Below are 25137 nucleotides of genomic sequence, written 5' to 3'. Positions count from 1 at the left end.
CAAGCGGTATGGTGATTTTATTCATCGAAATAAGGTGAATAAAATCACCATTGTATGTTTTTTTATGATGAAGTGAATGTGAGGGTTTCAGGACCGGAATCAAGGTTTAAGGAATAGCCGAGTTAATTTTAAAATAAATGGAAGTGAGGATGATGTTTCTTGGCAAATTTAGATCCGCAAGCAGAAAAATATTTACAAGCATATAATCAGATGCCGCCTATTCACGAGATGGATCCTAAGACTGTAAGAGAAATGCTTTCTAATGCGCCGCGCCCTGCTGTAAAATTAGATCCGGTTTCAACGGTAGAGAACTTGATGATACCGGTAAGCAAAGATGAAGAAATCAAATGTAGGGTATACATACCGGAGGGGCAAGGTCCCTTCCCGATATTTATTTACTACCATGGTGGAGGATGGGTTCTAGGAGACATTGAAGTGATGGATGCAAGTTGCCGAATGATAGCAAATAGAACGGCTAATATTGTTGTATCTGTAAATTATCGTCTTGCTCCAGAGTATAAGTTCCCGACTCCGGTCGAAGACGCATATGCGGCATTGGAATGGGTTTATGAAAAAGGGCCCTCCTTTAACGGAGATGTTACTAGATTGGCAGTCGGAGGGGATAGCTCAGGTGGAAATCTAGCGACAGTAGTAACTATGATGGCGAGAGACAGAAAAGGTCCCGACATCGCTGCACAGGTCTTAATCTACCCTGCGACAAATCTTGAGTTTAATACGGAATCCCATCAAACATTTGCAAAAGGATTTGGTCTGGATCGCGAACAGCTGATTTGGTTCCGGGATCATTATTTAAGGAATGATGAGGACAGGTATAATGAATACGCTGCTCCTTTGGTTGCTGAAGATTTAAGTGGTCTCCCGCCAGCAATCGTGATTACAGCAGAAAATGATGTGCTTCGGGATGAAGGAATGGCTTATGCTGAACGTATGGAAAAATTTGGTGTTCAAGTTGAATATGCGTGTGAACTCGGTATGGTCCACGGCTTTTTTTCACACATGGCTATTTTCTCTAAGAACATTGAATCAACTGTCTCTAAGATTGACAAGTTCTTGAATACCGCTAAATATACAATTGGGTAGATGAAGATTAAAAGTTATAAAAAAACGAGCCTCAGCTTTTAGCGAGGCTCGTTTTTTAAATACACTATTATTGGTAATCTTCGATACAGTTACAATATCAATTCTAGCTGTTTAGTAAAAAACGGTTTCTCCAATTCCGCCGGTTACTGAAATGACATCACCAGTAATCGATGCCGCCAAAGGTGAAGCTAGGAAGGTAATGACATTAGCAATTTCTTCTACTGTAATCAAGCGGCCGAGTGCATTGAGTGCTGCCATCTGACGCACAGCATCTTCATTAGTGACTCGGTTTCTAAACATTTCCGTATCGACAATCCCTGGATAAACAGCATTGACGTTAATTCCGTGCTTTCCTAATTCTAATGATGCGGATTTTGTTAAATGGACAACAGATGCATTACGTGGACCGGAACTAAAATAATTGCCGCCGATTCTAGCAGCCAGACCACTTATATTTATAATACGTCCCCAATTATTTTCTATCATATAAGGAGCTACAGCTCGCATACAACGAAAATAGCCCATATACTTTTCTTCAAAATCTTTCAAAATAAGTTCATCTTTAATACTATGAAAATCCTCTGGTTCAAAGCCGCCAACACGGGCTCCACTGTTGATTAAAATATCAATGCTTCCCATTGCTGCTGCTGATTTTTCAACTAAATTTAGGATAGAGTCAGGATCAGTTGTATCTGCCACAATTGGATAAATATTTCTGTTTGTTTCTTGAGCTAATTCCTCTGCAGCGATTTTTAGTGAGGATTCGTTTCTTGAACAAATCGTACAATCTACACCTTCTAGAGCCAATTGGCGAGCAGTAGCTTTACCAATCCCTCGGCTTCCTCCAACAATCAGTGCTTTTTTTCCAGATAACTTTAAGTCCATAGTTCAACCTCCTGTTTTGATTTAACCGTAAAAGACCAAACTTGAAAGTCAATTTTCGGAATATTAAGTCATTTCTATTTTTGATTCTACAGATAAATTATAATTAAATAAAATTAAAAATTTTAATTTGTAATTAAGTACTACTAATATAAAATAAAAAAAGCTATTTTGTAAATAAAATAGGCTCGATACCTTAGTAAAACGTAGCAGTCTTTTATTTTTCTTGTACAATCGAATAGGTTCTTCAAGAGGATGAGCGCACTCCTATTCTCGTTTATCCTGCTATTCGTGGCCACCTGAAGGTTGAGAGAAGCGAAGAGGATAGGGGAGAATAACTGTCCGTAAAAGCCCGATTTGTGAGAGCTTTCCATCAGTGGAGGATAAAGAAAGCCCCCACTTTCACTTTATTGAGGGAAGGAGGAGAGAGGCATAATAAAATTTGAAGCACTGAATCTGCAGATTTACATATGGATAATCATGTCTAAAAGCGACTATAGCTTTTACCAGCAATGTCATCAATTCGGGGGAAGAAGATATTGTTAGTTCCTCTACTTTCGTGGAATTGAGTAAGTAGGCTGTCTCTTTTGCTTCCTTGAGATTTACAAATATTAGATTAGAATGATTCTATCTTCACCGGTTGGTACAGCACCGTATGCCAGTGAGCGATTAAAAATTTTTAGTCTTAATTCCTTTTCTAAGTTGGCAATGGGCTGGTTGATCGTGAATTGGGTCATATGAAGATTCCATGCTACTGTAGATAGAGAGCTGTGTTTTGTGATTACAACAATATGTTGTAATTGTTTACTGTCCATAATTGTACCCCCTTTTTGAATATTAGTAATACTTACTTACAAATTAAAAATTTTAATTTTATTTAACTGAAAATTATGAATATAATGAATTAAATAACAATTAATACAATCGTAATAGTTGTTATTTTAAGCGCTTTCATATAGGTAAAGGAGGGGGACAGCACTTAAAAAGTTATAATTTATCTGACAAAGAATTTGAGAAGGGAGATGGAGTCGCTCTTTTATTAGGAAACAAGCTATCATATTTATGAGAGCACTTTCATCATTAGGAAGGCTTGCAGTAATTCTATACACATTAGGAATAACCGATGAAGCAAAGGTTGCAGTGTTATCTCATCAAAACTTGCACATAAATGACTGGTTCTGTCAGGATAAGCTGGTTTAGTACAAGCTTCCTAGATAAGTGGAGTTTTTAAAGGAGTTACTTAAGAAAACAAATGAGAAACTTTAAAAGTTGCATTAGAAAAGGAAGGAGGAGTACCTATGCCGTCCATTTTAAAGGAAAAAATTCAAGGACCAGTAGCGTGGAAAGGTATTGATCTAGCTAAAGATGATTCATGGGTTTATTATTTGTCCGAGAAAACAATCGAATCTCTTGAAAACGCTTTATTTCTTGTTAAACAAAAGGGTTTAAAAGCACCTAATTTTAACAAGGAGGACTTCCCGATTTCGGATCTCTCTGACGAAATTGCTTACTTTGTTGAAGAGCTAGAGAATGGTAGGGGGTTTCTATTAATTCGTGGATTACCAATGGAAAGGTATACGGATGAAGAAGCGAGCATCATTTATTGGGGTCTTGGAGTTCACTTGGGCATCCCGGTAACGCAAAACGCAAAAGGTGACCTCTTAGGACATGTCATTGATCAAGGTCTCAACATTAATGATTCAAATGTACGCGGTTACCAAACGAATGCACATCTTCCCTTTCACCCAGATGGATCTGACGTAGTCGGATTATTAAGTCTTCGAAAAGCTAAATCTGGAGGGTTCAGTAGTATCGTAAGTTCTATGGCTGTTTATAATGAAATTCTTGAGAAGTACCCAGAGTATCTTGGAATTCTTTATCGTCCATACTTCTTGGATCGTCGTGGTGAGGAAGCACCAGGAGAATCCCCAGTATATTCATCACCAGTCTTTAGTTATTACGAAGGTAAATTGAGCTGCAGATATAATCGCGGATATGTCGAATCAGCACAAACGAAAACAGGTATCCATTTGTCACAAGTTGAAATTGAAGCATATGACTTAATGGATTCCCTCCTTCATGATGAAAACATGCATATTGATATGATGTTGGAACCGGGGGATATGCAATTTGTTAATAATTATACCGTTCTTCATTCACGTACTGTATACGAAGACTACGAAGAACCGGAACGCAAACGTCATTTACTAAGATTGTGGCTCACGATGCCAAACAGCCGAGAAATTGCACCTGATTTTGCCATGTTTATTGATGAGAAGACAGGTAAAGCAGGTCGCGGTGGTATTCCCGTACGTGGAAAAACAGCTGGTGGTATTGTAGAAAACTTAAGGTAAGGGGAGATTTTTATATTGAACACCCCAAAATATTCTTGGATAATATTATTATTTCTAGTTGCTTCTGGTATGATCAACCAAGTTGATAAAATTGTCATTGGCTTGGTTTCCGTTCCTGTAATGAAAGAGTTACATTTAAGCCCTTCACAATGGGGATTGGTGGGAAGTTCGTTCTTTTGGTTCTTCACCTTTTCCTCTATCATTATTGGGGGCATGGCTGATTCCAAAAACACGAAAAAAATGTTAACTTGGATGTCACTTACATGGTTGGCTGTTCAATTTGTTACACCTTTTGTTTCTAGTCTGTCTCTGCTAGTGCTTACAAGGATGCTCTTGGGAGCAGGCGAAGGCGCAGCCCCTGCTCTATCAACGGCTATGGTGGGAAAATGGTTCCCGAAACATAGACATGGTATAGGCTTTGGCGCTGTTCTCTGTGGAGCAACAATTGGGCCTGCAATTGCTTCACCATTATTAATCTCCTTGATCAATCAATATGGATGGAGATCTGCTTTTATAGCCATGGGGATTGTTGGACTTATTGTGCTAGTTTTATGGGTCATTTTCGGTAAAGAAAGTCCACAAGAAATTGGGTTGCCTTCATTTCATCAAGAGGAGCAGCATTCATCAACCCTCTCCAAGGTTTCTTGGCGTCAGTTTCTTCCGCATCTGTTGTCTAAAAATTTTGTTTTTATCATTTTGTGTGGAGGGTGTGCCTATTGGTTATTGTCTGTTCAAGCGATATGGTTTCCGGCATACTTTACTAAAGTTCAACATTTTGATAATCAAACATTAAAATTAGCCGTGTCGTTACCTTTTCTTTTCGCTGCCATTAGCCAAATTGGATTTTCTATGCTATCAGATCGGATTTATCGTAAAACTGGGGATATTCGTAAAGCACGAGTAAATCTTGCCGGTTCCATGATGGTGCTATCTGCTCTTTGTGTATATATGGCAAATGCCGTGAATTCAACTGCTATATCCATCCTGTTCTTCACCCTTGCTCCAGGTTTCGCTTATGTCATTCTTTCACTCGCACCTGCAATATTGATGGACTTTTTTTCTCCCAAAAACATCGGAAAAGCACAAGGGGCCTACGTTGCTCTTGCAAGTTCAACAAGTATTATTGCTCCGCTCGTATTCGGGTATTTTATCCAATATGCAGCGACTGAGGCAATGGGATATCGTTATGGGTTTCAAGTAACTTCTTTAGGTATGTTCGTTATCGGATTATTGTTTTTGATTGTTGTACGTCCCGCGAAGCAAAGCCACACAACAATCAAAGCAGAGGAGCAAGTAAGTATTTAAAAATCATTGATGGATCGAGGAGGGAAAGAAATAAGTAAATATGAAAAGGAGGCTGCATAAATGGATCGTTGTGTACATTGTCATGAAGAATTAGCCATTATGGAGCGAAATCGCAGTGAGTGCTGGAATTGTCAAGAGAAGATGTCCGAGACTTACTCTGATGATCATATTGAAGTAGAAGATGAAGTAAAATAGTTTGTATAACTGAATTTCCCCCTTTATGACAGGGGGATAATTTTTCATTATGAAATCAGGAGCAAATGTAATAGCCAAACTTTCAATGATGTCTTGCATAACTCCGTCCATATTTATAGTAATTGTTCAATGTTCATGACTGTACTCCTTTTTAAATATTAGTAATACTTACTTACACATTAAAATTTTTAATTTTATTTAATTATAACTTATGAGTATAATCAATAACATGATATGTTTTAAAAATTTTGAATATTCTTAATATAGGAGGAAATGTAGAATGTCATCTAAACAATTGTTTGATTTAACAGGACAGACAGCAATGGTTACTGGAGGTGGTAGCGGGTTAGGGCGTGTAATGGCACTGGCGTTGGCTGAGGCCGGAGCAAACGTGGTAGTTTGTTCACGTCGTATAGAGGTTTGCGAAGAAGTTGTGAAAGAAATCGAGGCGTTAGGAAGACAAGCACTTGCCGTATCATTGGATGTAACAGTTCCTGAATCTATCGTTCAAGGTGTGGAGAAAGCAGTTTCTCATTTTGGAAAAATCGAAATTTTAGTCAACAGTAGTGGAACGGTTTTTGAAACGCCTGCTACGGATATGCCTTTAGAACAATGGCAATCTATGCTCGATACAAATGTGACAGGAACATTTTTAATGTGTCAGGCTGTAGGAAGACATATGATAGACAACGAATACGGAAAAATCATTAACATTTCTTCTTCAATCGGCTTTAAAGGTACTGACCCAGAAGCTGTAGATTCTGTAGGATATACAACAAGTAAGGGTGCAGTTATGACTTTAACGAAGGATCTTGCAGTTAAGTGGGGGCGCCATGGAGTGCATGTGAATTCCATTGCTCCTGGAGTTTTCACTACTGGAATGAATAACCCAGAAATACCGGGAACACTTGTACATAAGGCTGGCCCGATTATCGCTTCACAAGTTCCAGTGAGGAGGTTAGGTAGAGACAATGATTTAGTAGGAGCAGTCCTTTATTTTGCTTCAGCAGCTTCTGATTATTGTACAGGACAAATATTGACTCTTGATGGGGGACTTGGCGCTAAGTAACTATCAAGTTGATAGCGTAAATTAATAAAACTTAATTATATGTTAAAAATAATAATTTTACTTAATTGGTAATTATAAATATACTGAAAATAATAAATTCGCAATATTCAATTAATTTATTATTGTAAACGTTATCAATATGCGAATTTCAAAAAATTGAAAGAGGGGATAGAAGTGAGTAACGTAAAAAGTGTAAAAGAGGTAACGGCATTCCATGCCAATAATATTTGTCCAGACGATTTGCCTTGGATTCCTTATTTTGGAGATGCAAAATTTAAATTGCTTAAAGCCAATCCGGTGACAGGACAGACGGTTACGCTATTAAAAGTTCCTGCGGCTATGCAGCTTCCCGCTCATTTTCATCCTGGTACAGTTATTGTTTATACCGTCCAAGGTTCTTGGAGATATCTTGAGGATCCTTGGATCTCTAAAGCTGGTGATGTCGTTTATGAACCAGCTGGCTCCTCACATACACCTCAGGCTGTAGGAGATGAAGAAGTTATTACGCTTAATATTGTTGAAGGAACATTAGACTATTTAGGTGAGAATGGAGAAATTATTGCTAGAGATAATTTTGAGTCATTCCTGAAAAAATACCATGACCATTGCGCGGCTGAAGGAATTGAACCTGTAGATGTGACCAAATTTTAAAAGATAGATTCGTAAAAAAGAGAAGCCAGTCGTTCACATGTGACGAAGGTGCTTCTCTTTTTTCTTTCTTAACTCTTAATAATTTTGGATTTTAGATAATGAATATATTTGTTGGCGAAAGTGGATAAATGTTTATTCTCTGATCGAACCAACCCTAAAGAAATATTTACAGTCCTATGATTCATCAAATCAATCGGAATGATATCACCATTGATGACAGGGGGATAATTTTTCATTACGAAATCAGGAGCAAATGTAATAGCTAAACTTTCAATGATGGCTTGAAGAACTCCGTCCATATTATTTGATGTAAATAGGATTTTTAAGGGCTTATATTTGGTAAAGAAATCTTGAACAAAATACTGCATAAATTCACCGTTATATGTAACGAGAGTTTGATCAAGTATATCATGCGGAGCTATGGTACCAAGAAACGCTAGGGGAGAATGCTTAGAAACATATACTTTCTGTTGCCCTTCAAATAGTGTTTCAAAAGCTATTCCTTCCATGTTTATGTTCAAATCGGCTGAATATGTAATTAGTCCGATGTCGGTCTTATGCTGTCGAATATCTTCAATCACAGCAGATCCACTTTTTTCGGACACCTCCACATTCACATGTGGATATTCTTGTCTAAAAGCAGCTATAGCTTTTACCAGAAACGTCGTCAATCCGGGTAAAGAAGATAATCTTAGTTCCCCCACATCCAAGGAATTGAATGAGTTGGATGTCTCTTTAATTTCTTCAATTTTTTTCAGTACTTCGTAGGCGAGTTTTAGAATGATTCTACCTTCATCTGTTGGTACAGCACCGTGTCCACGGGAGCGATTAAGAATTTTAATCCCTAACTCCTTTTCTAAGCTGGTAATGGATTGACTGATTGTGGATTGGGTCACATGAAGATTCTGCGCTGCAATAGTCAGAGAACTGTGCTTCGAGACCTCAATAATATATAGTAATTGCTCAATGTTCATGACCGTACCCCTTTTTTGAATATTAGTAATACTTACTTACAAATTAAAATCTTTAATTTTATTTAATTATAATTTATGAGTATAATCAAAACAATAATAATATTTGGAAATTTTAGAATATTCTCGATATAAAGGAGGGTTTAGAATGTCATCAAAACAATTTTTTGATTTAACAGGACAGGAAGAAATAGTTACTGAAGGTGGTAATAGTTTAGGGCGATTAATGGAAGTTAATGGTACTCACGTGGGCAGAAGAGGATGCAAACGTTGTAGTATGTTCACGTCGAATAGAGGGTCACGAGAAAGCTGTGAAAGAAATCGAAGTATTAGGGAGACGAGTACTTGTCCTAGCATTGGCGTAACAGATTCTGAATCTGGCGTTTAAGGTGTAGATAAAGCGCTTTCTTATTTCGTAACTGGATAAATAATACATGGGGAGGAGACAGATGTCAACAGAAACTGTTTTAATTACAGGTGCTACAAAAGGAATCGGTTTGGAATTTGCTAAAATTTTCGCAAGCCATAGTTATAACTTGGTTTTAGTGGCCAGAGACGCAACGTTGCTGGAACAACAAGCCGAGAATTTTAAAAAGGATTATGGCATACAAATAAATACTTTTGCCGGCGATTTGAGCAGCTTTACAACGGTAGAGAGCTTGCATCGCCATTTGAAAAACGAGGGAATTGACATCGATATTTTGATTAATAATGCTGGAGCTGGCGGGTTCGGGCTCATGACGGAAATGGATATTCAGAAAGAAATGGAATATCTGCAGCTCAATATGATCTCGCTTACGTATTTAACTAGACTTTTTACGGATGACATGGTGAAACGAAAGCAAGGAAAAATTTTAAACGTGGCTTCACTAGCGGCCTTTCAGCCAGTTCCACGGATGTCGATGTATGGAGCAAGCAAATCGTACGTCTTATCCTTTTCGGAAGCGATTGCGGAAGAACTGAAAGGAACCGGGGTTCAAGTTTCCGTATTATGTCCCGGCTTTACCAAAACACCGCTCACGCAGCAATTCGCCGGAGCAGGCACGAAAGTGTTCAATAAGAACATGTTGGATCCGCAAATGGTTGCCAAGTGCGGATTTGAAGGGTTAATGAAGAATAAAAGGGTAATCATCCCGGGCTTTAAAAATAAATTCATGGCTAAATCTGTGGGACTGCTGCCAAGGAAATGGGTAACCATCTATACCCGAAAACTTCTTGAGCAAAAAGTGTAAAAAATAACAGACTATGGTATTGTTGGTGATTTATTTTAGGTGGTTCCACTTCTAACGGAAGAATTCAAAAAAGTACTTGTAAACTCTTAACAGAATCAAGGGAATATCTTTATAAATATATGACAACTAATAAATTATTCAGGTAATAGGAGGAGAAAAGGTGGCCCAAAACTTTAACTTTTATCAAATTTGGAAAGATAATTACTCCCGGTATAGCAACTTTTGGGATGAGCAAGTGACTAAAGAGTTTCCTGCTCAAGGGATAGGACAGATGTTGGAGATGAATCTTCAATTCAAAAAAATGATGAATGACACAACAGAACGTTTTTATGAATTTGTTAATCTACCAACACGAGATGACCTTGCACATATTTCCTCTCAGATTGTCAATATAGATGCAAAGGTTGATGATTTAGAAGAATTTATACAAGAAACTCAGGATAATCAAGGAGATTCAGCGGAATTGCAACGTGAAATGGCAAATTTAAAAAAGGATATGAAAAGCCTTGATACGAAACTGAATCAAATCATAATCTTATTAAAATCACCAACAGATATGAGTACAAAAGGTACTGTATAAAAGTGATACAGAAAAAGCAAATCCATAAGTCTATTATTAATAAATTAATTTTGTAAGGGGTGAAGTCATGAGTGTTCTTATGACAAAAGAATACGAAAAGTTTATCGAAATGATACCTGAAGAGTATCAACAGATGTATAGACGTGTAAAAAGTGCAACTCAAGTGTTAACATTAGATGCCGAGCCAAAAGTAGGTCCAACACCGAAGGAAGTTATTTGGACTAGGAATAAAACGAAGCTCTATCGATATATTTCTGATCAACCAAAAAAACATAAAATTCCAATTTTGTTGATTTATGCACTGATTAATAAACCATATATTATGGATTTAACAAAGGGTAGCAGTTTAGTAGAATATTTAGTTAATCGTAATTTTGATGTCTATCTCCTTGACTGGGGGACACCTGGCCGTGAAGATAAAAATATGAAATTAGATGATTATATTATGGATTACATCCCACGTGCAGTTCGTAAAATATTGCGAAAATCGAATGCTGATGAGGTATCCATACTTGGTTACTGCATGGGTGGTACTATAACATCAATATTTGCGGCGCTTCACCCTGAATTACCAATTCGTAACCTTGTTTTTTTGACAACTCCTTTTGATTTTGAAGAAACTGGTCTATACGGTGCTATGCTAGATGAGCGGTATTTTGATATTGATAAAGTTGTCGAAACACTCGGTAATATTCCACCTGAAATGATTGACATTGGAAACAAATTACTCAAACCGATGGCAAACTTTTATGGGCCATATGTTAGTCTTTTTGATCGTGCTGAAGATGAAAAATTCGTAAAAAGCTTTAAGCTTTTGCAAAAATGGTTAAACGACGGCATTCCATTTCCTGGTGAAGCCTATCATCAGTGGATTAGCGATTTTTATCAAAAAAACAAACTGATTAAAGGGGAACTGTTTATTCGTGGTCGTCAGGTTAAACTTGAGGCAATCACTGCTAATGTGCTCAACTTATCAGGTGAAATCGATATTATTGCTCAACCACATCAAGTAGAAGCATTGATGAATCACATATCAAGTAGAGATAAACAATATATAAATTTACCTGTTGGGCATACATCTATTGCTTTTGGAAGTAAAGCTTCAAAAATAACTTATCCAACGATTGGTGACTGGTTGGAAGAACGGTCCAGCTAATAATGAATAATGTTCGAATAAGATGGTCTGTATTCTCAACTTGAAGAAGTTGTGAAAAGCTAAATTCTTTTAATGAAGAATTTAGTCTATAAATTATAATGAAAGCGTTTTATTTAGGACAGATAATCTTAAGAAGAAAGTGCACTCCACAAAGTAAAGATTTTTTCATTTTTCACTTTGAGAGTAACTGTTACTGTAAAATATTAATGAAGGGGTGAAATTATGTGGGTTTGTACTACACATATGAAAGAAACATTACTATTTTTAGAAACTCCCCATGTTAGCAAAGCTTCGTTTCAAATTAAGTGTTCCCTTTGTAATAATCTTGCTACTGCAAAAGTTTATTATACTCACCGAACTTACCATTTTACTAAAAAACAATTCATGGATTCTTTATCAAAATCGCCCTCTAAAAAATCTGGTTAATTAGTTTTAAAAAATACAAATTCACATAAAGTGCAGGTTTTATAATTTTTTTGTGGATATGCATATTCATCTAGAATATGAGCACATTATTTACCAATAAAATGGAGGTGCTAAAGATGAATATTCAAGAACATAATCATACTAATGAAATTCTTATAACAAGCGCAAAGAGCGCGATTGAGCAAATGAAATATGAAATTGCACGTGAATTCGGGATCACACTCGGTCCAAATACAACAGCACGCGCAAACGGAACAGTTGGGGGAGAAATTACAAAACGCTTAGTACGAATGGGCGAAGAACAGCTAGCTGGACAATATAGAATTCACTAAAATGACGTTTGCTTTCTCTTTTATTATTTTAGGGGAGATAGCCGTACACATATTAAGTTAAGATTTTAAAGTCCCCTCCCTATGTTCTACTTTATTGAAATCCATAATTAAGTAATTATTGTAACGTTATAATGTTTTTGAAATCCATTTTTATCAATAAAGTAGTTAAAAGCCTGTTTTGATGATATTCAAAACAGGCTTTTTCTTTTACAAACTAACATTTTTCTTCTTCGCTAACATGAATTTTTCATCTAAAAAGTTTGTACCTAATACACCGAGAATAATCATGACTGCCCCGATGATATGGTAATATGCAAGATCTTCTTGTAAGAAGATTGCACCAGCGAACATCGTAATTAAAGTTGATACATTGCTGAATACACTCATCTTTGATGCTTCCATAATGGATAAAGCGTAATTTGATAGAAATGCTGTTAATAATGAGGAAAGGATTCCTAAATATAAGATTGAAACTAGAAATAATGGGCTTGTAAAGGGCTGAAAATATAGGTTCATAGTTCCAGCAGCAATATGATTTCCGATAGACAGTGTATTAAAGAAAACAAAACCAATTGCGGTCATCATATACGTTACATCGATTAATCGGAATTGTTTTGTCATTTTTCGTGCTAGGATATTATAACCAGCTGATGATAATGCTGATAAGAGAATGAGTATAACGCCGGTAAAACTAGTAGTATGAGAACCGAATCCTTTCATAACAAAAATATAGATGACACCAGATACAGATAAAAGAAGTGAGAGCTTTTGCCAAATTGTTGTTCGTTCTTTTAAAAAGTAAGAGGCACATACCATTGTGAAGATAGGAATAGTAGCTTGAATAATGCCTGCTTCAGAAGACGATGTATACACTAATCCAAATGCTTGAAAAGTGAAGAATAAAGCTGGATATAGAATTGCTATTGGTAAAATAGTAAGCATGTTTTTAAATGTAATATTTAATTTGATAAAACCGAATATTACTGGAATAGATGCGATAAGAAAAGAAACGGTAAATCGATGAGCTAACGTATCAAGTGGCCCCGTGACTGTAAGAGTTAACTTTACAAACATAAATGAAAAACCAATTATGAATGTATAAAGAACAGCTGCGGCGTATGCCTTTTTTATTTGTGTCATATTTACACCTCATGTAATGAATTTTCTTACTGGCCAGTATACGTAAATGGTAATATTTTCTTGTGGATGCTACAATACAAATAAATACCATCTGTACCGGTACAAAAATATATAGAGGTGTAAGCGTGTATAAATATTTAATCGTTTTTAATGATTTAGAAAAGTTAATTCAAAATGGAGAATTAAAAGAAGGTGATAAATTACCTTCTATTCGATCTTTAAGTACGCGTTATCAATGCACGAAAAGTACAATTATTCGTGCACTCCAAGAGTTAGAAAAAAGACATATGATATACTCCGTTTTGAAAAGCGGATACTATGTTGTGAAAAAAACGAACGAAGATCATGCAAGCCATAGTAGTGTAATAGATTTTGCAACATCTGCACCTGATCCAGATGTTTTTCCATATTTAGATTTTCAGCATTGCATTAATAAAGCAATTGATACATACAAAAATGATCTATTTATATATGGGACTCCGAAAGGGTTGCCTTCGTTAATTCAGGTTGTTCAAAGGCAATTAACAAACTATCAAGTGTTTACGAATGAAGAGAATATTTTTATTACATCTGGCGTACAGCAAGCACTATCTTTGTTAACTTCTATTCCGTTTCCAAATAAAAAGAACACGATTTTAATTGAACAACCGAGTTATCATTTATTTATCGAGTATTTAGAAACGCACAACATCCCTGTTAGGGGAATTGAACGAACAGTGGAAGGGATAAATTTAAACGAATTAGAACGTATATTCCAAACAGAAGATATTAAATTTTTTTATACAATGCCGCGGTTTCATAATCCGTTAGGTACATCGTATTCTAAGAAAGAAAAGGAGGCTATTGTCCGTTTAGCGAAGAAATATGATGTGTTTATCGTGGAAGATGATTATTTAGCAGATTTAGAAAGAGATGCTAAAGCGGATCCGATGTACAGTTATGATGATTCCTCTCATGTTATTTATTTGAAGAGTTACTCCAAAATTATTTTTCCTGGACTCCGAGTTGGTGTTGCTGTCATACCTAATTGTTTAACGGAAATTTTCTTTACATATAAAAAATTACTAGATATTGATAGTTCTATGATTTCCCAAGCAGCCTTAGAAGTTTACATAAAAAGCGGGATGTTTGATCGACATAAACAAAAAATTCGCGTTTCCTATTATGAAAGATCCGAGAGGTTAGCCGCTTCTTTGAAAGAATGGAGTAGTACGAACAACGAGTTGTTTCAATACCACGACGCACATTTTCCATGTGTCCATACACACATTACGCTAGTTAAGAAAGTTATCGTTCAGCCACTTATTCGAAAGCTACTAAAAAATAATGTATTACTAGATTCGATTGATAAAAATTATTTATCTTTTATTCCGAGAGAAAGAATATTGAAATTAAACGTATCAAACGTAAAGGAAGAAATGATTGAAGAGGGGATATGTAAGATTATCGATGAAATGAAACGTATATAGATTGTTCTGTTGTTTTGAAATAAAGTTTGGTTAAACATATTAATAGAACGTGTATTTTGCAACAAACAAAAAGGAATCCATTTTGAAAAAAGATTGATCAAAATGGTTTCTTTTACATTTTAAATGAACTTTTCATTTTATAAAAAAGTTTGATTATTTTCTGCCTATGTTACTCCACAATCGCGCCCTTTAATTGAATAATTAATTAGCTTCTAGCTACTTTCGTTGAAGATCAAAAGCTGTTGAAGCTGGATCGTATTTATCGAATTTAGCATACGTTAGCTCAATATCATACTTCCCATTTATTCCAGCAAGTAAGAAATAATATCTTGATTCTTACTTTGTAGTGAGCTTGGGATATCATCACGATTTGAATTTAATCTAAAGTAACAAGTGTCGACTTTATCCTGATATAAACGATATCGTAATATTTTCTTTTCACTTGCGAGTTTACTTATAATTTGTTCAAAAAATTGGCTCTGAGTCATCGTATCCACTGAACCTAAGTGAAATATTCCCTTTAAATCATTTTCAATAATAAATCGTAATTGTTTTGCTAACAGAACATCCAAAAGATTGTTACATACGAGATTGCTGTACACATCTATCACTTTATTATTTTTTATGCTTTCATTGATTAAATTCCATCTTGGTGAATCCTTACCCCATATTGCTGGGATTCGGATAATTATCACTCGCTCATTCAAAGTTTCTTTTAGCATGTTTTCACATTCAATTTTGAACTTCCCATAATCTGATTCGGCAATAGGTATATCTATTTCTGTGTGGGGTCTTGAAATATCTCCATCAAATACATTTGTGGTAGAAAAATAATAAACACGGCTACTTTTATTTTGTAATTCCATAGCTAATTCTTAATGAAACAGGAGCTGTTGATCAAAATCCCCTCTGAGGCAAGAAATCACTATGTTGGGTTTAATTGTCCTTATAATTTCTTTCAGTTTATCGAGTTGCTGAACTTCTAATTGGAATTGCTTATCATTAGGGAGGGTAGTTAACGAAGAAAAATACGTTCCATATAGGTCAAATTCATCAGTAAATTCATCTATTAAAGCTCTTCCTACAAGACCACTTGCACCCAGAATGAGTATCTTTTGCATTACAAATTCCCCTCCAAACAAATTATTTTATATTTAAAACGAACAAATATTATTCTCTTCCACTCACGATGTAAACCACTTCTTCCACCTAAAAATTCTCTCTGATATTCAATATTCCTGCAACGTTAGTTAAGTACATTTCTTTCACAATCTCATACTAGTTTTTTAACATAAATATTCAATTTTGTTCAGAATTCTTATTCAACAAAATGGCCTGATTGTTGAACAAGAAAAATCCTGCATTTCAAGCAGGATTTTTAATCAAACTTTTTTACAAACAGTACATCTTTTTTTATAAACGGTACGACTTTCTTATAACCAGTACAACTTTATTTCAAACCGACATGTTCATTAAGGAAACAGATTTGTAGCATTTACAATGTTAAGGAAATCCAAATAAAAAAGCCTTGCTACATATAAAGTTAAATAGACTAAATTAATAAGAGGATATTATGTTCAATATATGAGCATATATCCTCTTTTCTTATGCATATTAGATTTGTTATTTAGACATTGAAAATATAGTTTAATATGTATACAACAAAAAGGAATGTACGTTTGTTTTAGATGGAACGTGTCACGCTCGTTTGAACGGAAATTGTCCTCATATGGAAGCCCAACCTTGTCTAACTTGTGGTGATAACCAAACCCCATGTAGAGACTTAGCGGTAGGTTTTTCAGAGTTAGATAAACAAAAGTATGAACTTCACGTTAAAACAACCACAAAGGCAATTGAAATAGCGAAACAACGAGGTCGGGAAGATATTGCGGGGAAGAATCAAAAGAATTTAAAACGTTATCAAAACATTTTAAATACCCTCCAAGAAGGAAATGTTATCTTTGGTAGACAAGATCGGATGAAAAGAAAGTTAGGTGTTAAAAATGGCTGAATATGACCGTTCTGAACATTTGAAAGCGATTCATGCCAAACGAAAAGCAAATACCTATCAGAGAGTAGATGAAGCAATAAAAAGGCTCATAAAAGCCAATGAGACTATAAACTTCAATAGTGTTTCTAAAGAAGCTGGTGTATCGAAAGCAACACTCTACAACAACAAGGATTTCCGTTCAAGAATTGAAACTCTAAGAAATCAACAATCACAAGTACCTACCCCGAAACAAGTAAAGCCAGAAATGAATGAAAGTAACAAGGATGCCCTGATTGCTTCCCTAAAAAGGAAAAATAAGAAATTAGAAGATGAAAACAAGAAATTAAGAGAACAACTGAAAGTAGCTTACGCAGATATTTATAAAAAGTTATAGTCAATAGGAGAACGTTGTTCTCCTTCTTCAACTATCGGGCCATATTCTTGAATAAGAAGAAAAAAGGAGATCATCGGAGTTTGGGAGAAATGTATCTGTTATATCTTTCGAATATTAGATAGGGTAGTCTGTTTAATCTTGAACAATTGGACGCCTTCCTTTAATAAAAGGGAATACATTTTTTATACTCTCCGTATCTTTTTAAGAAGGAAAACCGTTATGTAAAATGAAAGGTATTTTTACACTCTAATAAAGTGAATGGGGGAAAACTATGAAGGTCCTTATATTAGGAGGTACTCGTTTTTTAGGAAAAGCTTTTGTAAAAGAAGCATTGAAAAGAGGTCACGAAATTACATTATTTAATCGCGGTACCAATAAAGAGATGTTTCCTGAGGTTGAGCAGCTAATTGGTGATAGAGACGGTGATGTCTCACTTCTAGAAAACCGGAAATGGGATGTTGTAATGGATACCTGCGGATTTGCTCCGCATCAAATCAAAAAAATTGCGACTGTACTTGGGGATAACATCGAACATTATACATATATCTCAAGCATCTCTCTTTATAAGGATTGGATTCCCCCCAATATTACGGAAAACTATCATTTACAATCCATGCCGCCGGATGATAAGTTGAAAGACGTTGAGGAGGGGAAAATTTCTCCCTATGAGTATTACGGCGCGTTGAAAGTACTTTGTGAAGCAGAAGCAGAAAAGCATTGGCCAGGGCGTGTTTTGCATATAAGAGCGGGGCTGCTTGTCGGACCGTTTGACTATACGGATCGGCTTCCGTACTGGGTTCAGCGTGTGGCACAAGGTGGAAAAGTATTGGTGCCGGGACGTTCAGATCGCCCTGTTCAATTGATTGACGTAAAAGATATAGCAACATGGGTGTTCAATATGGCAGAAAACAGAAAAAAAGGCACGTTTAATGTAACAGGTCCGAATTATGAATTGACTATGAAAGAGCTATTAAACACCTGTAAAGCTGTCACAAACAGCGATACCGAATTTGTGTGGGCAGAAGAACAGTTTATATTGGAGCACAAAGTAAAGCCGTGGACGGAAATGCCTTTATGGATTCCTGAACACTTCCCGTTAGAAGGAGAAACAGAACCGTGGAAAGGATCTTTTTTCATCAGTATAGAAAAAGCTGTTAACGCTGGACTTTCCTTCCGACCTCTTGAAGATACTGTTTATGATGTGTATCAATGGGAGAAAGCGAGACAGGATACAGAACGAAAAACAGGGATATCACGAGAAAGAGAGCAAGAGCTGCTAGAGGCTTGGTTCCAAAAAGAGAAAAAGGAGACATTGTGATGGGGTTATAACCCCCATACCCATCTAATTCAAGGAAAATTATATCCTAAATAATTGATTATTCTAAATAATATTGTTCATCAATCGGGCCAGATTGTTGAACAACACCTTTTAAGAAAATTGGATATCTATGTTAAAGTTTATAAGAGATTGTGAAAAAATGTACTTAAGCTAACTGGCAGGATAGTTGAATAACTAAAGGATTTTTTTATCTTAAAAGGAATTATATAAATTAATTAATTGTGTAGTTATGCTGGAAGAAAAAAATTACTTTTATCAAGAAAGAAGTTAAAGGAATTGGCATGACAACTTAATTAGTGACCTCTCTACAACAAGCCGCAAATGAATTTTGACCAACGGGATTATCTAGTAAAGGGATTAAATTGGAGGGAATAGAAAATGGATGTAACAACACTTTTGTTACAGCAATGGGCAAGCTGCTTAGATGAAGAAGACTGGTTTCCACCACTTGAAAAAGTGCTAGAGGATATCACTTTTGAACAGGCAATTTGGAAACCAGCTGATGGGGCAATGAATTCCATTTGGGAATTAGTTTGTCATTTACTTTTCTATGAAAAGAGATTTCTGATGCGATTTCTTGGTGAAACAGCGAATGAACCACAGGCAGAAAATAATGAATCTACATTTCGATTACCAACTGAGACGTTAGAAAATTGGAAGGAAACAAAACAAGAATACTTTTATGTTCATCGTGAACTTGAAAAAATACTAGCAAAATCAGAACATGAAGATTTGTATAGACAGATCCCAGGAGAAGATAATTCATTAGTGCTTGAACTGAAGAGTTTAGCAATGCACGACGCATATCATATTGGGCAAATTGTATTCCTTAGTAAAATGCAAGGAGCTTGGGCAGGGAAACGCAGCTTTTAAAAAAGCTTCATTAGCTTTACAGTTATTCCATTATAGGGGGGCTTTATTAAGGGATTTTACTATTGTGAAATTCCTTTTTTGATATAGAACTAACGCATGCGTTAGTTTAATAAGCCTTAAGTGATATTATGAGTGAGGTCAGATTTTAGTTATTCAATTAAAGGGCGCCATTCTTAAGTAAGAAGGCGTCTTCTTTTATTGGGCCAGATTCTTGAATAACAGCAGGTAAATTTGTTGTTATAAAAATTAAAGTCATGTGCTATGTTCTTCAACTATGTGGATTGTATATTCGTAGCTAATCGAATTATATAAGGGTGGGAGTTAATGTGTTAATAAAGCCAAAGAAATTGCAACCGGGAGATCGTGTTGCAACAGTAAGTCCTTCTTGGGGAGGAGCAGGTGATCCAGAACTTAGATGGCGATATGAACAAGGTGTAAAGAGATTAGAAGAAGTTTTTGGACTGAAAGTTATCCCAATGCCGAATAGTTTGAAAGGAGAAGACTATCTTTATAAAAATCCTCAAGCTCGTGCTGCAGATTTGATGACGGCATTTAAGGATGAAAGTATTAAAGGAATCTTTGCAAATATTGGTGGAGAAGATAGTATTCGCTTACTTCCTTATATTGATTTTGATGTTATACGTGAAAACCCGAAAATTTTTATGGGTTACTCTGATGTGACAGTTTCACATTTATTTTGTCATAAAGCAGAAATTTCTTCTTTTTACGGTCCAGCAATTTTAACCGATTTTGCTGAAAACGTTGAAATGGATCCATATACGATTGAAATGGTGAATCGAACGCTCTTTTCAAATGAAATTATTGGTGAAATTCAACCGGCTAAAGAATGGACAAGTGAGTATTTAGAATGGATAGAAGAGAATAAGAACCGACGACGGACAATGCAGAAAAATTTAGGTTACGAGGTACTTCAAGGCTCAGGTGTAGCACAAGGACATTTGATTGGTGGTTGTATTGAAGTACTAGAGTGTGCGAAAGGAACAGAACTTTGGCCTGATAAGAAATATTGGAACGATAGTATTCTATTCTTTGAAACATCTGAAGAAAAGCCGGAACCAAATTTTATTAAGTATTGGTTGCGAAATTATGCTGTACAAGGCATTCTACAAAAAGTGAATGGAATCATTTTTGGTAAACCGCTAGACGAAAAGTATTACGATGAGTATAAAGAAGAAATTCAAAAAGTTATGAAGGAATTTAATTTGGAGGATTTGCCGATTCTTTATAACTTGAATTTTGGTCATACCGAACCGAAATTTATTTTGCCATATGGAGCAATGGCAGAAATTAATTGTGATAAGAAGACTTTCACGATTTTAGAAAGTGGAGTGGAATAATTTAAAAAAGGTAAAGTGATAAATCAATATTATTTGCTTAATTTGTCCTTATACTTTTTGAATGACTGTAATAAGAGTATCTTCTATTACGATGCGTTAGGTATAGAAGCGATAGACCTTATAAAATTTTAATCTTCCACAATAGGGTGCGTTAGTGGAAGAAGATTAAGGCTGAGGCCATATCTTAGTTATTCCATTAAAGGGCGCGATTGCAGAAGATGATGGCTAACGACTTTGAATCGTTAGTCATTTTTAAATCATTCTTTAAATACATGTCTACTATGATGTAGCTTTGAAATAAAGTTTGATTAAAAATACCTCACAAACCCATATTTTACGATAAAGAAAAAGAATCTATTTTGAAAAAAGATTGATCAAAATGGATTCCACTTTTGAGATTGACTATTTATCTTTCATAAAAAAGTATGATCATTTTTGTGATCTTTCCTCCATTAAAGCGCCCTATACCAAAAGAAAAGGCACAATTCATATTAGAGAATTGCTCCCGATTGCTTAAATAAGATACTTAACTAGGTATATTTTATTTCATCATCTCATTATAAATATAGAGACTATATAATGCAGGTATCAACAAACCAAGAGCAAGGCAAAGAACAGAACAAACCACCACGCTTATTCCAAAAGAACAAAATTCAATCTTATACTACCAAGAATAATAACGGAAATACGGCAGTCATGAAAAAAGGAAGCTGCCAAAACTTGAATTTGCTTGCTTTATCTAAAATCGTCCCTGGTTGATTGTTTACACTTTATACTTCGCTAGAAAAAATTTTTCTCAACTTTAAGGAGGAAATTTAATTGGAACCAGTGCCATCTACCCAAACGAAGCTACAAGCTCGTGAAGACACGAAAATAAATGCACTTATGTTCATTGCTGTTGTGGCTATTCTTATTGGAACTATATTTGTGAGTTTATTACAACTTCAGCCACCAAAGGTTGTACCAGCTACTGGTTCAGCAAATGAGTTTTCTGCAGAGAGAGCACTCTCCCATTTAAAAGAGTTTGCTGTAAAACCACATCCTCTTGGATCGGTAGAACATGACAGAGTTCGAGACTATTTTGTTCACAGTTTAGAAGAGTTAGGATTAAATCCTGAAATCCAAAAAGCCAATTCTTTAAATAGTGTCGGCAGATGGATAGTAGGCGGCACGGTGGAAAACATTGTTGCCAAAATAGAAGGAACGAACTCTACAAAAGCGATTATGCTCGTTGCACATTATGATTCTGTACCAGGATCAGCAGGTGCAGCCGATGATGGCTCCGGAGTGGCTGCCATCTTAGAAACAGTAAGGGCCTTCAAGGAAATGGCACCTCTTCAAAACGATGTCATTATACTCTTAACTGACGGAGAAGAAAATGGATTACTTGGAGCAAAAGCATTTGTAGAGGGACATCCTTGGGTAAATGATGTCGGATTAGTATTAAACTTTGAGGCACGGGGAAACGAAGGTCCCTCTTTTATGTTTGAAACAAGTGATAACAATAGCTGGCTAGTTAAGGAGTTTACTCAGAACGCTTCTACACCTGTCGCTCATTCCTTCCTTTATAGTTTATATAAGCAAATGCCAAATGATACTGATTTCAGCGTGTTTAAAGAAGCCGGTCTTAAAGGATTAAACTTTGCCTTTGGTGAAGGGGTTGATCATTATCATACAACCAGCGATAACTTTCAAGAGCTAAGTTTAGAAAGTCTCCAGCATCACGGCGAATATATGTTACATCTTGTCACCCATTTTGGAAACGTCGATCTCACTCAAACTCATGAAGGGAATCAAGTTTTCTTTAACATTTTGGGTTCCAACATGATTACCTACTCAGACAAACTTGTCATTCCGATTATGCTGTTGGCAGTTATTCTTTTTGCCGTTACGGCCGTACATGGATATTGGCTTAAGAAACTATCCCTTCTTGGAACATTTGCAGGTTTTCTTGTTTTCATTATTGGCATCATCGGGTCTTTTGCCATCGGATCAGGATTATGGTCCGTACTCACCTTTATTTTTACAGATCAAGAATGGTTAATGGGAACCGATAAGACGGTTGGTACCCTTTACCTCATCAGTTTTTCCATTATTATCTTTGCTTTCTTGACGATCCTTTATGGGTTGGCCCATAAAAAAATCAAAACCATTAGCTTAATGATGGGTGCCTTATTTCTTTGGCTAACCCTTTTAACTGCCTCCAGTTTTCTGCTCCCAGCAGGCAGTTATGTGTTTGCATGGCCGCTATTATTTGCTCTAATCTGCGTCAATATTTTGATTCGTTTAGATGAGCATTCATGGAAGAGTTATCTTGTTACAGCTGGTTTTGCCATCCCGGCATTTCTTATTCTATCACCAGTTATTTATCTCTTTGAAGGACTCATATCCATGCATATGGCTGGTGTGCTCATGGTCCTTGTTTCTCTTTTAGGTGCCATGCTGGTATCTATTTTCACCACCTTAAAAATAAAATTCAATTGGGTGATACCATCCATCTTCTTAGTTACAGGATTATTGGTCATGATCACTAACAGTATCAACCTAAATAACATGCCGACAGCAGAACATCCACAAGCAAGCGATATTGCTTATTTTATGGATGCAGATTCAAACAAAGCATATTGGGCGGCCCGTCAGCCATTAGATGAATATACATCGAATTATATTAATGAAAATGTGAAGAAAGGCCATACGTCAGAATTTTTTCCTATTTTAAACTGGGATGCAAGTTATGCCCAGGCTGATTTATATAGTATGGAAGCACCTAGTGTGACGGTATTATCTGATAAGGTTGAAGGTGCCAAGCGGACAATAGAATACCAATTGAAAACGAATCGCAATGCTGAAGAATTGTTAATGGAGTCTTTTTCAACGATGAATGTATCTCAACTGATCATCAATGGAAAAGAAGTGGAGTTGAAGCAAAAAGAATTCACAAAGGAATCGCCATTTGAATTCAATTACGTTCTAGGTCAAGCGGAAGAGTTACATGTAAAGGTAACCGTAAATGCTAAGGATTCTATAGAGTGGATGATAGCCGATCGTTCTTACAGCATTCCAGAATCAAAAGGGGAACGGTCGTCAAAATACAGTACCTATGGGGATAATTCATACATCATGAAAAAGATTAAACATTAATGACCATTAAATAAAGGCCGACATATACAATGTTTGATTCTCCAAACTAGTATATGTCGGCCTTTTAATACGATTGACTGCTTGTAAAACATCGGGAGGTATTTGAATGGAAATTAAATAATGAATGCCATTTAAATGGTAAAACTTGAACAATAGACCCAAGTGAATAATCTTCACTTGGGACGTGATTTAAGTCGCGTTAGCGATTTTGTTCTTGCTATTAACTAGAAAATGAAGATTCCCAGAAAGTAAGTTGTTCTTTTTTTTAAACTTGGTTAATATTTTATGTTATAGGAAAATGTCTGGAAGAGGTGATTTCAAGTTGGACGGGAACACTAAGATCACTTTTTCACCAAAGATTTGGATTCCAAAACAGATTGAAGAAGCATGGAAATTAAAACAAGAACTTGGCCAAGAGGCCATTTTTATAGCTGGAGGAACATGGATTCAGCTTCGCTGGGAATCGGGGGAGAAGCTTCCCAATCATATCATTCATCTTGGAAAAATCGATGCATTAAATAAGGTTCAGCTGTCAGCTGACCAAACCTTAAGTATTGGTACATTCACCACCTTAGCAGCCTGCCGCAGCCGCCCTGATATCCAGAAGTACTGGCCGATTTTAGCAGAGGCCGCTCGAAATGTCGCATCTCCAGCGGTACGAAATCAAGGTACGATAGGCGGGAATATCGCATGCGGCTTTGGAGATATCATTCCAGCCCTGCTGGTGTTGGGTGCAACTATTACTTGGTTTGATGGATCCGACTATATAACCGATGAGGCAGGCAATTTTTTAAAGAATTCCTCAGCCAAAATTGTAACGGAAATTCATTTACCAAAATCCCCAAAAACTAAAACCTTTTATAAAAAAATTGGCCGGCGTGAAGCCTTTACACCTTCCCTTTTGACGGTTGCCGGTACACTCGCAATGAATGAACGAAATAAAATAGAATATGTTCGACTTGCGGTTGGTGGAGGAGTCATCGTTCCTTCCCGTTTACTAACATGTGAAAGCATGCTCCAAAATCAAGTGCCAAATGAAGAGTTATGGCAAAAAGCACATGCACAAATCCTCCAAGAATTCCAGCCGCTAACAGACCGTTTTGCTTCCTCTCACTATCTTAAATTAGTTGCTGCTAATCTATTAATTGCCGGTCTAACCGAATCGTTATCTTAAGGGGG

The 25137-nt window shown here is 36.1% G+C and carries 25 protein-coding genes and 2 pseudogenes; 21 read left to right on the top strand and 6 right to left on the bottom strand.

Features of this window, described 5'->3' with window-relative positions:
* Nucleotides 1-159: 159 nt before the first annotated feature.
* Nucleotides 160-1101, top strand: a complete 942-nt coding sequence (locus CN326_RS15260) for an alpha/beta hydrolase (RefSeq protein ID WP_098309858.1) — start codon at nucleotides 160-162, stop codon at nucleotides 1099-1101.
* Nucleotides 1102-1212: 111 nt separating this feature from the next.
* On the opposite strand, the gene CN326_RS15255 is transcribed toward CN326_RS15260, so the two are convergent.
* Both CN326_RS15255 and CN326_RS15250 read right to left on the bottom strand, forming a co-directional pair.
* On the bottom strand, nucleotides 1213-1986 hold the full coding sequence (locus CN326_RS15255) for an SDR family NAD(P)-dependent oxidoreductase (RefSeq protein WP_098309857.1): 774 nt from the start codon (nucleotides 1984-1986) through the stop codon (nucleotides 1213-1215).
* Nucleotides 1987-2594: 608 nt separating this feature from the next.
* Nucleotides 2595-2798, bottom strand: a complete 204-nt coding sequence (locus tag CN326_RS15250; protein WP_098309856.1) for a helix-turn-helix domain-containing protein — start codon at nucleotides 2796-2798, stop codon at nucleotides 2595-2597.
* A 483-nt stretch (nucleotides 2799-3281) separates the two neighbouring features.
* Here CN326_RS15250 and CN326_RS15245 point away from each other — a divergent pair, with 483 nt between their 5' ends.
* The 5 genes from CN326_RS15245 (at nucleotide 3282) to CN326_RS15230 (ending at nucleotide 7557) form a co-directional block, all read left to right on the top strand.
* Complete coding sequence (locus CN326_RS15245) at nucleotides 3282-4337, top strand: TauD/TfdA family dioxygenase (protein ID WP_098309855.1); 1056 nt, start codon at nucleotides 3282-3284, stop codon at nucleotides 4335-4337.
* A 15-nt stretch (nucleotides 4338-4352) separates the two neighbouring features.
* Nucleotides 4353-5642, top strand: coding sequence for an MFS transporter (locus CN326_RS15240; protein WP_098309854.1), 1290 nt, complete (start codon nucleotides 4353-4355; stop codon nucleotides 5640-5642).
* A gap of 60 nt (nucleotides 5643-5702) precedes the next feature.
* Complete coding sequence (locus tag CN326_RS25130; protein ID WP_255258138.1) at nucleotides 5703-5837, top strand: hypothetical protein; 135 nt, start codon at nucleotides 5703-5705, stop codon at nucleotides 5835-5837.
* Between the two features lie 280 nt (nucleotides 5838-6117).
* Nucleotides 6118-6906 carry an SDR family NAD(P)-dependent oxidoreductase gene (locus CN326_RS15235; RefSeq protein WP_098309853.1) on the top strand — a complete coding sequence of 263 codons (789 nt, stop codon included), beginning with the start codon at nucleotides 6118-6120 and terminating at the stop codon, nucleotides 6904-6906.
* 174 nt (nucleotides 6907-7080) lie between these two features.
* Nucleotides 7081-7557 carry a 2,4'-dihydroxyacetophenone dioxygenase family protein gene (locus CN326_RS15230; RefSeq protein WP_098309852.1) on the top strand — a complete coding sequence of 159 codons (477 nt, stop codon included), beginning with the start codon at nucleotides 7081-7083 and terminating at the stop codon, nucleotides 7555-7557.
* A gap of 68 nt (nucleotides 7558-7625) precedes the next feature.
* Here CN326_RS15230 and CN326_RS15225 read toward each other — a convergent pair whose 3' ends face one another.
* The gene (locus CN326_RS15225) at nucleotides 7626-8531 is read right to left on the bottom strand and encodes a LysR family transcriptional regulator (protein WP_098309851.1); all 906 of its coding nucleotides are present in this window, start codon (nucleotides 8529-8531) and stop codon (nucleotides 7626-7628) included.
* Nucleotides 8532-8676: 145 nt separating this feature from the next.
* Here CN326_RS15225 and CN326_RS25125 point away from each other — a divergent pair, with 145 nt between their 5' ends.
* The 6 genes and pseudogenes from CN326_RS25125 to CN326_RS15200 all read left to right on the top strand — a co-directional run bounded on the left by CN326_RS25125 (nucleotide 8677) and on the right by CN326_RS15200 (nucleotide 12254).
* Nucleotides 8677-8916: a hypothetical protein gene (locus CN326_RS25125; RefSeq protein ID WP_255258137.1), complete on the top strand. Its 240-nt coding sequence runs from the start codon at nucleotides 8677-8679 to the stop codon at nucleotides 8914-8916.
* A 61-nt stretch (nucleotides 8917-8977) separates the two neighbouring features.
* Nucleotides 8978-9760, top strand: a complete 783-nt coding sequence (locus CN326_RS15220; protein WP_098309850.1) for an SDR family NAD(P)-dependent oxidoreductase — start codon at nucleotides 8978-8980, stop codon at nucleotides 9758-9760.
* Nucleotides 9761-9850: pseudogene (locus tag CN326_RS25585) on the top strand (hypothetical protein); the annotation flags it as partial.
* A gap of 70 nt (nucleotides 9851-9920) precedes the next feature.
* Nucleotides 9921-10340 carry a hypothetical protein gene (locus tag CN326_RS15215; protein WP_098309849.1) on the top strand — a complete coding sequence of 140 codons (420 nt, stop codon included), beginning with the start codon at nucleotides 9921-9923 and terminating at the stop codon, nucleotides 10338-10340.
* A gap of 67 nt (nucleotides 10341-10407) precedes the next feature.
* Nucleotides 10408-11496 carry a class III poly(R)-hydroxyalkanoic acid synthase subunit PhaC gene (phaC, locus tag CN326_RS15210; protein ID WP_098309848.1) on the top strand — a complete coding sequence of 363 codons (1089 nt, stop codon included), beginning with the start codon at nucleotides 10408-10410 and terminating at the stop codon, nucleotides 11494-11496.
* A gap of 542 nt (nucleotides 11497-12038) precedes the next feature.
* Nucleotides 12039-12254, top strand: coding sequence for an alpha/beta-type small acid-soluble spore protein (locus tag CN326_RS15200; RefSeq protein ID WP_098309846.1), 216 nt, complete (start codon nucleotides 12039-12041; stop codon nucleotides 12252-12254).
* Between the two features lie 207 nt (nucleotides 12255-12461).
* Here CN326_RS15200 and CN326_RS15195 read toward each other — a convergent pair whose 3' ends face one another.
* On the bottom strand, nucleotides 12462-13394 hold the full coding sequence (locus CN326_RS15195; RefSeq protein WP_098309845.1) for a DMT family transporter: 933 nt from the start codon (nucleotides 13392-13394) through the stop codon (nucleotides 12462-12464).
* 125 nt (nucleotides 13395-13519) lie between these two features.
* On the opposite strand from CN326_RS15195, the gene CN326_RS15190 reads away from it, so the two are divergent.
* Nucleotides 13520-14863 carry an aminotransferase-like domain-containing protein gene (locus tag CN326_RS15190; protein WP_098309844.1) on the top strand — a complete coding sequence of 448 codons (1344 nt, stop codon included), beginning with the start codon at nucleotides 13520-13522 and terminating at the stop codon, nucleotides 14861-14863.
* A 302-nt stretch (nucleotides 14864-15165) separates the two neighbouring features.
* On the opposite strand, the gene CN326_RS15185 is transcribed toward CN326_RS15190, so the two are convergent.
* Nucleotides 15166-15729, bottom strand: coding sequence for a sugar nucleotide-binding protein (locus tag CN326_RS15185; RefSeq protein WP_369680118.1), 564 nt, complete (start codon nucleotides 15727-15729; stop codon nucleotides 15166-15168).
* Between the two features lie 9 nt (nucleotides 15730-15738).
* Entirely contained in the window at nucleotides 15739-15984 is a 246-nt protein-coding gene (locus CN326_RS25430) for a Rossmann-fold NAD(P)-binding domain-containing protein (RefSeq protein ID WP_369680117.1), read from the bottom strand.
* 569 nt (nucleotides 15985-16553) lie between these two features.
* Here CN326_RS25430 and CN326_RS15180 point away from each other — a divergent pair.
* The 8 genes and pseudogenes from CN326_RS15180 to CN326_RS15140 form a co-directional block, all read left to right on the top strand.
* Nucleotides 16554-16874: pseudogene (locus CN326_RS15180) on the top strand (tyrosine-type recombinase/integrase); the annotation flags it as partial.
* Nucleotides 16867-17247, top strand: a complete 381-nt coding sequence (locus CN326_RS15175; RefSeq protein ID WP_098309843.1) for a DUF6262 family protein — start codon at nucleotides 16867-16869, stop codon at nucleotides 17245-17247. The pseudogene CN326_RS15180 and the gene CN326_RS15175, both read left to right, overlap by 8 nt.
* Before the next feature lie 271 nt (nucleotides 17248-17518).
* On the top strand, nucleotides 17519-18565 hold the full coding sequence (locus CN326_RS15170; protein WP_098309842.1) for an SDR family oxidoreductase: 1047 nt from the start codon (nucleotides 17519-17521) through the stop codon (nucleotides 18563-18565).
* Between the two features lie 399 nt (nucleotides 18566-18964).
* Nucleotides 18965-19459 carry a DinB family protein gene (locus tag CN326_RS15165; RefSeq protein ID WP_098309841.1) on the top strand — a complete coding sequence of 165 codons (495 nt, stop codon included), beginning with the start codon at nucleotides 18965-18967 and terminating at the stop codon, nucleotides 19457-19459.
* 326 nt (nucleotides 19460-19785) lie between these two features.
* Nucleotides 19786-20817 (top strand): S66 family peptidase, encoded by a 1032-nt coding sequence (locus CN326_RS15160; RefSeq protein ID WP_098309840.1) that lies wholly within the window; start codon nucleotides 19786-19788, stop codon nucleotides 20815-20817.
* A gap of 579 nt (nucleotides 20818-21396) precedes the next feature.
* Nucleotides 21397-21576: a hypothetical protein gene (locus CN326_RS15150; RefSeq protein WP_098309839.1), complete on the top strand. Its 180-nt coding sequence runs from the start codon at nucleotides 21397-21399 to the stop codon at nucleotides 21574-21576.
* 69 nt (nucleotides 21577-21645) lie between these two features.
* Nucleotides 21646-23958, top strand: a complete 2313-nt coding sequence (locus CN326_RS15145; RefSeq protein WP_255258136.1) for a M20/M25/M40 family metallo-hydrolase — start codon at nucleotides 21646-21648, stop codon at nucleotides 23956-23958.
* Nucleotides 23959-24280: 322 nt separating this feature from the next.
* The gene (locus tag CN326_RS15140; RefSeq protein ID WP_176524643.1) at nucleotides 24281-25132 is read left to right on the top strand and encodes an FAD binding domain-containing protein; all 852 of its coding nucleotides are present in this window, start codon (nucleotides 24281-24283) and stop codon (nucleotides 25130-25132) included.
* Nucleotides 25133-25137: the final 5 nt, after the last annotated feature.

It is taken from the genome of Bacillus sp. AFS018417 (assembly GCF_002560985.1).
Lineage (GTDB): Bacteria > Bacillota > Bacilli > Bacillales > Bacillaceae_G > Bacillus_A > Bacillus_A rhizoplanae.
Note: the sequence above shows the minus strand (reverse complement) of the source record. Positions and strands in the feature narration are given on the sequence as shown.

Bases quoted from the DNA above. Each gene is read 5' to 3' on its own strand.
- CN326_RS15255 (WP_098309857.1), bottom strand. From the start codon at position 1,986: ATGGACTTAAAGTTATCTGGAAAAAAAGCACTGATTGTTGGAGGAAGC.
- CN326_RS15250 (WP_098309856.1), bottom strand. From the start codon at position 2,798: ATGGACAGTAAACAATTACAACATATTGTTGTAATCACAAAACACAGC.
- CN326_RS15245 (WP_098309855.1), top strand. From the start codon at position 3,282: ATGCCGTCCATTTTAAAGGAAAAAATTCAAGGACCAGTAGCGTGGAAA.
- CN326_RS25130 (WP_255258138.1), top strand. From the start codon at position 5,703: ATGGATCGTTGTGTACATTGTCATGAAGAATTAGCCATTATGGAGCGA.
- CN326_RS15235 (WP_098309853.1), top strand. From the start codon at position 6,118: ATGTCATCTAAACAATTGTTTGATTTAACAGGACAGACAGCAATGGTT.
- CN326_RS15225 (WP_098309851.1), bottom strand. From the start codon at position 8,531: ATGAACATTGAGCAATTACTATATATTATTGAGGTCTCGAAGCACAGT.
- CN326_RS25125 (WP_255258137.1), top strand. From the start codon at position 8,677: ATGTCATCAAAACAATTTTTTGATTTAACAGGACAGGAAGAAATAGTT.
- CN326_RS15220 (WP_098309850.1), top strand. From the start codon at position 8,978: ATGTCAACAGAAACTGTTTTAATTACAGGTGCTACAAAAGGAATCGGT.
- phaC (WP_098309848.1), top strand. From the start codon at position 10,408: ATGAGTGTTCTTATGACAAAAGAATACGAAAAGTTTATCGAAATGATA.
- CN326_RS15200 (WP_098309846.1), top strand. From the start codon at position 12,039: ATGAATATTCAAGAACATAATCATACTAATGAAATTCTTATAACAAGC.
- CN326_RS15195 (WP_098309845.1), bottom strand. From the start codon at position 13,394: ATGACACAAATAAAAAAGGCATACGCCGCAGCTGTTCTTTATACATTC.
- CN326_RS15185 (WP_369680118.1), bottom strand. From the start codon at position 15,729: ATGGAATTACAAAATAAAAGTAGCCGTGTTTATTATTTTTCTACCACA.
- CN326_RS25430 (WP_369680117.1), bottom strand. From the start codon at position 15,984: ATGCAAAAGATACTCATTCTGGGTGCAAGTGGTCTTGTAGGAAGAGCT.
- CN326_RS15175 (WP_098309843.1), top strand. From the start codon at position 16,867: ATGGCTGAATATGACCGTTCTGAACATTTGAAAGCGATTCATGCCAAA.
- CN326_RS15170 (WP_098309842.1), top strand. From the start codon at position 17,519: ATGAAGGTCCTTATATTAGGAGGTACTCGTTTTTTAGGAAAAGCTTTT.
- CN326_RS15165 (WP_098309841.1), top strand. From the start codon at position 18,965: ATGGATGTAACAACACTTTTGTTACAGCAATGGGCAAGCTGCTTAGAT.
- CN326_RS15150 (WP_098309839.1), top strand. From the start codon at position 21,397: ATGCAGGTATCAACAAACCAAGAGCAAGGCAAAGAACAGAACAAACCA.